We start from the raw sequence: 6,887 nt of genomic DNA, 5'->3' as shown, positions 1-6,887 counted from the left end.
TGATCTTCTATTGTAAGCCATACTGCCACTTCCTTATTTACTGGTGATTTTACACCTTAATTGCACATTATTTTGTATACACTATATTATACTTTTTATTTTCCCATTAGTTAATGATAGAAAGGATGTTTTGATGAAAATCTTTATCGACGGTGACGGTAGTTCCACTAAACAAGAAACTATTCAATTGGCGAAAAAATATGATTTACCAGTCGTTTTAGTAACCTCGATTGACCATTTTTCAAAAAAGCCAGTCGCTGACCATGTGGAAACTGTCTATGTGGAAAGAGGTGCAGACTCGGCCGATTTTAAAATCTTATCCATGATCAGTGCCGGAGATATTGTGGTCACCCAAGATTACGGTCTAGCGTCATTAGCTCTGGCAAAAGCGACGGTCATCCACCACTCTGGCATGATTTATACCGACATGAATATCGACCAACTGCTCCGCCAGCGGTATGAAAGTCAACAGATGCGGAAGGCCAAGATGCGGACGAAGGGTCCTAAACCCTTTACTGCAGAAGACCGTCAACATTTTATTAAAGCCCTAGACAAGATTATTCAAGACCGCCTCTAAAAAGCTATTCATACCAATCTTGTTGGATGACTTCAATTGGATAATTGGCTTCACAAAAGTCAACAGCTTGATTGAGCATCTTTTCCGCAAAGCTGTATGAATTTGACACAATACCAATGCCAAGAATAGCCTGGTTGATGACGTCTTGGTCTCCTGTTTCTGCAACTGAAACCCCGTATTTGGCGGATACTTTTTTCATCATACTTTGTAGGATTTGGCGTTTGTCTTTCAGCGAATCGCTAGCAAATGTAAATGTAATTTCCAATCCTAGTAAAATCATGTCACACACCTACCCCTTTTTCCTAAATTTTCTCATACTATTTCCGGGTGTCAACTGTTTGAATTAAAAGCCTTTATGCCTTATAGTGAAAGTAAGAATCGATTGTATAATTAAATGTTGAAAGGAAGATTCCATGAAGATTGCTTTACTAGAACCATTACGCGTACCAGAAGCCCGCATTAACGAATTGGCCCAACCGCTGATTGACGCGGGTCATGAATTTACCTATTACCCTGACAAAACGACTGATCCAAACAAACTTTATGAACGGTCTAAGGATGCGGATATTGTGATGATTGCTAACAATCCATACCCGGCTGAAGTGATTGAGCGTTTAGAAAATACAAAATTTATCAATGTTGCCTTTACTGGTTTCGACCATGTTGACAGCAAAGCCAGTAAGGATAAAGGGATCGCCATCGCAAATGCATCTGGTTATGCAACAACAGCGGTTGCTGAATTGGCTTTAGGTTTGACTTTAGACCTATTCCGCGCCATCACAAAGGGTAACCAAGATATTCGTAATGTAAACTTCCCTGGTCCCTTCCAAGGTCGTGAAATCAAAGGAAAAACGGTTGGTATTGTCGGTACTGGTCATATCGGACTTGAAACGGCCAAATTATTCAAAGCTTTTGGCGCTAATTTAATCGGATACAACCGGTCTGAAAAGCAGGAAGCCAAAGACTTAGGCGTAGAATTAGTTGAACTGGATGAATTATTGCAAAGGGCAGATATTGTTTCAGTTCATTTGCCTTTAAATGATGAAACAAAAAACTTATTAAATAAAGACAAATTAAGCTTGATGAAAGAATCAGCTGTGATTATTAACGTTGCCCGCGGGCCGATTATTGATGATGCAGCCTTAGCTGACTTATTAAATGATGGTAAAATAGCAGGCGCTGGGATTGACGTCTTTGACGGCGAACCGCCATTGCCTGCTGACTACCCGTTATTATCGGCTAAGAATGCTATTTTGACACCACATGTTGGTTTCTTATCTGATGAAGCCATGGAATTAAGAGCGCAAATCGCTTTTGAAAACACACAAGCATTTATCGATGGTAAACCACAAAATATCGTTCAAGAAGCCTAGTTTCTATAAACTTAAATCGATATTCAAATAACAAAAAAATCCAGGCTGCCCGGTTAAAGGTGCCTGGATTTTTCGTATGAAAAGCGTTTATTTATTAGCGTGTAGTTCTTGAACCTACATAACGTTTTTCAATATAGTTTGAAAGCTTCGTTAGAATCGTAATGATGATGATGTACATCAAACCAACAATCAACCACATGCTACCTGATTGGTAAGTACGGGCGATGATGATACGACCAGTTTGCGTCAATTCTACGATACCAATTACGGATAGGATTGACGTATCTTTCAAGGTAATAACGAACTGGTTAATGAATGACGGTACCATCACTTTTACTGCCTGAGGCAAGATGATGTGACGCATTGTTTGACCGTTTGTTAAACCTAGACTTCGAGCTGCTTCTGTTTGACCAGTATCGATGGCTTGGATACCACCACGAACAATTTCACCCATATAGGCTGCTGCATTAAGTGAAAGGGTTAAGATACCCGCCAAGTTACTTGAAATGGTAATGTTAAACATTTGCGGAATACCGAAGTAGATGAAGAATGACATTACAATTAGTGGTAACCCACGCATGATGTCAATATATACTGTCGCAATTCCTGATAGCACAACGTTACCACTTGTACGCATCAATCCTAAGAAAATACCTAAGATTGTCGCAATTACTAATGATACGATAGCTAAGTAAACAGTTGTTCCTAAACCTGATAATAAGGCTGGGAAGTTGTTAGCTAATTGAGTTATGAAGCCGTTAGAAGAGCTTGTTTCGCCTTCTTCAGAATCACCTAAGTATTTATCAACGATTTCGTCGTACTCACCAGATTCTTGAATAGCTGCTAGTCCGTCATTGAACATTTGTAGTAATTCTTGGTTTTCACCAGCTAAAACAGCAAACCCATAAGATACTGGCTCTAATTGGTCACCAATAATTTTAAGGTTCAAACCACCAGAGTTAATCGCGTAAGCCATTACTGGATAATCTTCTACCGCTGCCGCTGAGTTACCAGAAATAACATCTTGATACATATTAGAAGAGTCATCAAATGTCGTTACGGTAAAACCGTATTCGCCGGCCATTGATTGGGCAATTGTTGCCCCTTGCGTACCAGTTTTAACGGCAACATTTTGTCCTTCTAAGTCTTCATATGATTCAATATCTGAATCCGCTAAAACAGCGAATGTTGTCCCTGAATCAAAATATGGTTCTGAGAAATCAAAAGTTTGCTGACGTTCTTCTGTAATCGACATACCAGCGATAACCGCATCCGCTTGTTGAGTCTCAACAGCTTGAACAGCCGCATCAAACCCTAATGATTTTAACTCGTAGTTGAAACCTTGGTTAGCTGCAATGGCATCTAATAGTTCAACATCGATCCCAGTGAAGTCACCATTTTCGTCAACGAATTCAAATGGTGCAAAAGTTGTATCTGTTGCAACTGTGTAAGTTTCACCTGAACCAGCTGCTGGTGTTTCTGTTGAAGAAGATGTATCTTCTTGGCCAGCACCATATTCAGCTAAAATTTCATCATATTCGCCTGATGCCTTGATGTTTTCAAGACCAGCGTTGAACATTTCTAGTAATTCAGCATTTTGACCACCTAATACGGCAAAACCATATGGCGCTTCTTCAAAATTGTCACCAATAAATCGTAGGTTTAAACCACCTGATTCGATCGCGTAACCCATTACTGGATAATCTTCTACCGCTGCCGCTGAGTTACCAGAAATAACATCTTGGTACATGTTTGGCGAGTCATCGAAAGTATTCACTGTAAAACCGTATTGGTCCGCTAAATCGGCTGCAATTGTTGCCCCTTGAGTACCCGTTTTAACAGCAACAGATTGACCTTCTAAATCTTCTAAAGATTGGTATTCAGAATCGTCTAGGACTGCAAAGGCAGTACCTGATTCATAATATGGGTCTGAGAAATCAAAAGTTTGTTGACGTTCTTCTGTAATCGACATACCCGCGATTACAGCATCCGCTTGACCAGTTTCAACAGCTTGAACAGCTGCGTCGAAACCTAATGAACGTAATTCATAATCAAATCCCTGGTCTTCAGCGATTGCTGCTAAGATATCTACATCGATCCCAACAAATTCACCTGAATCATCTACGAATTCAAAAGGTGCAAAAGTTGTATCGGTTGCAATAATATAAGTTTCGCCATTACCTGTTTCAGTTGCCTCAACTTTGCCAGGTGCGATTGAAAATAATAGCGTAAGTAAACTTACAATAAATACGGAAAATGATAGCTTTTTATGCTTCATCATGTCTTTCCCTCACTTCTTTCTTTATATGGTTTTAATGCTTTCACAAGATAGTTACAAGTATACCTTGAAATTTTCAAAAAAGAAAAGGAAATATCACGCAAAATGTTAGATTTTATCACATATGTAGTTGAAATCTGTCTATTTACTCACACGTCCCCTTTTATTATAGGCGATCGCTTTTTTTCACAAAATAAACATAAATGTGTAAAATAGGATTAAATTGAAAGTTGAAAATAAAAAAGAAAGTGATGTTGAATTATGGCAAAAGCTAAAAAAACCAATGTAATCCGTAAATTAGATCAACAAAAAATTTCCTATACAGAGATGACCCTTCCTGAAGATTTCACGCCACATTCCAGTGAAGAAGTTGCTGAAGTCCTTGGCATTAATCCAGACCAACAATTTAAAACGCTAGTCACACACGGAAAATCGAAAAACCATTATGTCTTCCTAGTCCCTGTTAACCATGAGTTAAACCTAAAGTTGGCTGCTGCTGCCGTTGGCGAAAAGAATATTCATATGATTGCCCAGAAAGATCTTGAACCGTTAACTGGCTACATTCACGGTGGGTGTTCTCCAATTGGCATGAAGAAGGCATTCCCAACTGTTATCGATGCCACCGCTCAAAATTATGAGACGATTATTTTTTCAGCCGGAAAACGCGGTTTCCTAGTTGAAGCACCCGTAAATGATCTGGAAAAAGTGATTGCAGAATTAGATTTTGCCGACATTCTGGCCTAAAAAAACTAGCCAAGAGGAACCCAGCTAGTTTTTCCCTATATTTATTCTACTATCTTATATCCATGTAAAGTGTATTTGACGGTACAATTCGCGCACCAAATGGCACTAGGGATAGTAAGGCTAGTTTAAAATGCTGTTTGGCGAATGGGATACCGATAATGGTAATGGCTAAAATAACCCCCATAAATAGGTGCATGGCTGCTAATTCTAGACCACCAAAGATTAACCAAAGGATATTCCATAGCAAGCTCCCAAAGCCACTTTCTTCACGGACAACGTCCTTACCAAATGGCATTAATGATAATTTGGCAATTTTGAAACATTGTAGGCCTAGAGGAATACCAATAATCGTTAGGCACCATAAACAGCCAATAAAGAACCAAGAGATGGCAGAAATAATACCACCAAAGATCATCCAAATTAAATTTCCTAAACAACCCATGGGCGTTCATCCTTTCATTTTCGTTTTCAATAGTTTATGGTTATAATATAGCATAGATAAGTTTACTAGCCATCCGTCTTACGATGTAATTTTAATTTAAAAGTAAGTGTAAGCGCTATATAACAGTCTACAAAAGCTCGCTAGTAAAAAAATACCAATTGGAGGATTTACATGACAGATATTAAATTAATTGCCATTGATATGGACCACACCCTTTTAAATGACAAAGGACAGCTCCCTGAAAACTTTACTGATCAAGTACACGACTTAAAAGAAAAAGGTATCCAGGTGGCCATCGCATCCGGACGACCACTTTATACTCTGGTAGATATGTTCAGCCATATTGAAGACGATTTGATTTTCGTTTCTGATAATGGTGCGGCCATTACCAAACAAGGGGAACAATTATTTAATTCGATCATCGAACCAGATGACTACCGCAAATTGATGGCCTTTACCCTTAAGCAAAATGAAGCTGCAGGCATCCCTATCTTGTGCGCCCTAGACGCTGCCTATATTCCAAAGGCCCATGACCAGTATGACCAAGTCTACCGGACTTTCTATACAAATATTTATTATTTTGACGACTTTGCGTCAGTAGATGCTGTTGCCAACAAGTTTACCGTTTATACACCGAATAACGATGCTGTTGACCAATATGCAGACATTTACGGACCTGCTTTAAACAAACAATTCTCTGCCACAACATCTGGTAAAGAATGGATTGATATTATGAACAAAAATATCGATAAAGGCCAAGCCATGTACCAATTGAGCAACTTACTCAATATTGCCACTGACCAAATGATGGCTTTTGGTGACAACTATAATGACATTGAAATGTTGGCTGCAGTAAAATATTCATATGCCATGGAAAATGCCCATGACGACATTAAAGCACAAGCTAATTTTATTGCCCCATCTAATAACGATCTAGGTGTCTCAAAGGTCATTCAAGACTTGTTAGACGGTAACCTATAAAAATAAAATAACCATAAAACAAAAACACAGAAAGCAGTTGAACCTCACTCGGTCAGCCATTTTCTGTGTTTTTTCCTCTATTTCGTTCTTCCTTATTCACCTGAAAACATCCACGAAATGACGTAAGAGCCTTTAAACCTCCCGAAGATTTTTGACCATTCTGTTACTTTGGCACCTAATTTTTCATAAAAATTCAGCACTTCTTTTGAACGGGCAAAAATCAAATACGGGACAACTTGAACCATCCAACCGCTCCTTTTTGAAACTGACTGTAAAGTATCTTTAAACACTTATAGTATATAGCGGAATCCAGCCCAAGTCCCCTGATACCCATTTTACGCATAAAAAAAACAATCCCCACTTAAGCTAGCCTTCCCTTCTATAGAAAAAAACGTAGTAAGCTGGTGATTGCCCTTTTTTAAATATTAATCAAACAAGCCTAATTGTTCACAGGCTTTATAAATGCCGTCATTCCAGACTTCAGAAGTGATG

General features: G+C 38.8%; 8 protein-coding genes. 4 read left to right on the top strand and 4 right to left on the bottom strand.

Features of this window, described 5'->3' with window-relative positions; genetic code table 11:
• Nucleotides 1-133: 133 nt before the first annotated feature.
• Nucleotides 134-577 carry a YaiI/YqxD family protein gene (locus tag ACRCJ0_RS08135; RefSeq protein ID WP_431387440.1) on the top strand — a complete coding sequence of 148 codons (444 nt, stop codon included), beginning with the start codon at nucleotides 134-136 and terminating at the stop codon, nucleotides 575-577.
• A gap of 4 nt (nucleotides 578-581) precedes the next feature.
• Here the strand turns inward: ACRCJ0_RS08135 and ACRCJ0_RS08130 are convergent, their stop codons facing one another.
• Entirely contained in the window at nucleotides 582-857 is a 276-nt protein-coding gene (locus ACRCJ0_RS08130) for a DUF503 domain-containing protein (protein WP_378104578.1), read from the bottom strand.
• A 133-nt stretch (nucleotides 858-990) separates the two neighbouring features.
• On the opposite strand from ACRCJ0_RS08130, the gene ACRCJ0_RS08125 reads away from it, so the two are divergent.
• The gene (locus ACRCJ0_RS08125; RefSeq protein WP_431390129.1) at nucleotides 991-1,950 is read left to right on the top strand and encodes a 2-hydroxyacid dehydrogenase; all 960 of its coding nucleotides are present in this window, start codon (nucleotides 991-993) and stop codon (nucleotides 1,948-1,950) included.
• A 94-nt stretch (nucleotides 1,951-2,044) separates the two neighbouring features.
• Here the strand turns inward: ACRCJ0_RS08125 and ACRCJ0_RS08120 are convergent, their stop codons facing one another.
• Complete coding sequence (locus ACRCJ0_RS08120; RefSeq protein WP_431390128.1) at nucleotides 2,045-4,231, bottom strand: ABC transporter substrate-binding protein/permease; 2,187 nt, start codon at nucleotides 4,229-4,231, stop codon at nucleotides 2,045-2,047.
• A gap of 258 nt (nucleotides 4,232-4,489) precedes the next feature.
• Here ACRCJ0_RS08120 and ybaK point away from each other — a divergent pair, with 258 nt between their 5' ends.
• Nucleotides 4,490-4,972, top strand: coding sequence for a Cys-tRNA(Pro) deacylase (gene ybaK, locus ACRCJ0_RS08115; RefSeq protein ID WP_419971405.1), 483 nt, complete (start codon nucleotides 4,490-4,492; stop codon nucleotides 4,970-4,972).
• A 49-nt stretch (nucleotides 4,973-5,021) separates the two neighbouring features.
• On the opposite strand, the gene ACRCJ0_RS08110 is transcribed toward ybaK, so the two are convergent.
• The gene (locus ACRCJ0_RS08110; RefSeq protein ID WP_059348787.1) at nucleotides 5,022-5,414 is read right to left on the bottom strand and encodes a YccF domain-containing protein; all 393 of its coding nucleotides are present in this window, start codon (nucleotides 5,412-5,414) and stop codon (nucleotides 5,022-5,024) included.
• Between the two features lie 171 nt (nucleotides 5,415-5,585).
• On the opposite strand from ACRCJ0_RS08110, the gene ACRCJ0_RS08105 reads away from it, so the two are divergent.
• The gene (locus tag ACRCJ0_RS08105; protein ID WP_419971404.1) at nucleotides 5,586-6,395 is read left to right on the top strand and encodes an HAD family hydrolase; all 810 of its coding nucleotides are present in this window, start codon (nucleotides 5,586-5,588) and stop codon (nucleotides 6,393-6,395) included.
• 92 nt (nucleotides 6,396-6,487) lie between these two features.
• Here ACRCJ0_RS08105 and ACRCJ0_RS08100 read toward each other — a convergent pair whose 3' ends face one another.
• On the bottom strand, nucleotides 6,488-6,640 hold the full coding sequence (locus ACRCJ0_RS08100; RefSeq protein ID WP_431387797.1) for a hypothetical protein: 153 nt from the start codon (nucleotides 6,638-6,640) through the stop codon (nucleotides 6,488-6,490).
• Between the last annotated feature and the right edge of the window lie 247 nt (nucleotides 6,641-6,887).

The organism is Aerococcus sp. L_32 (genome assembly GCF_050689315.1).
The sequence above is the reverse complement of the archived record's forward strand: the minus strand, read 5'-3'. Positions and strand labels throughout refer to the sequence as shown.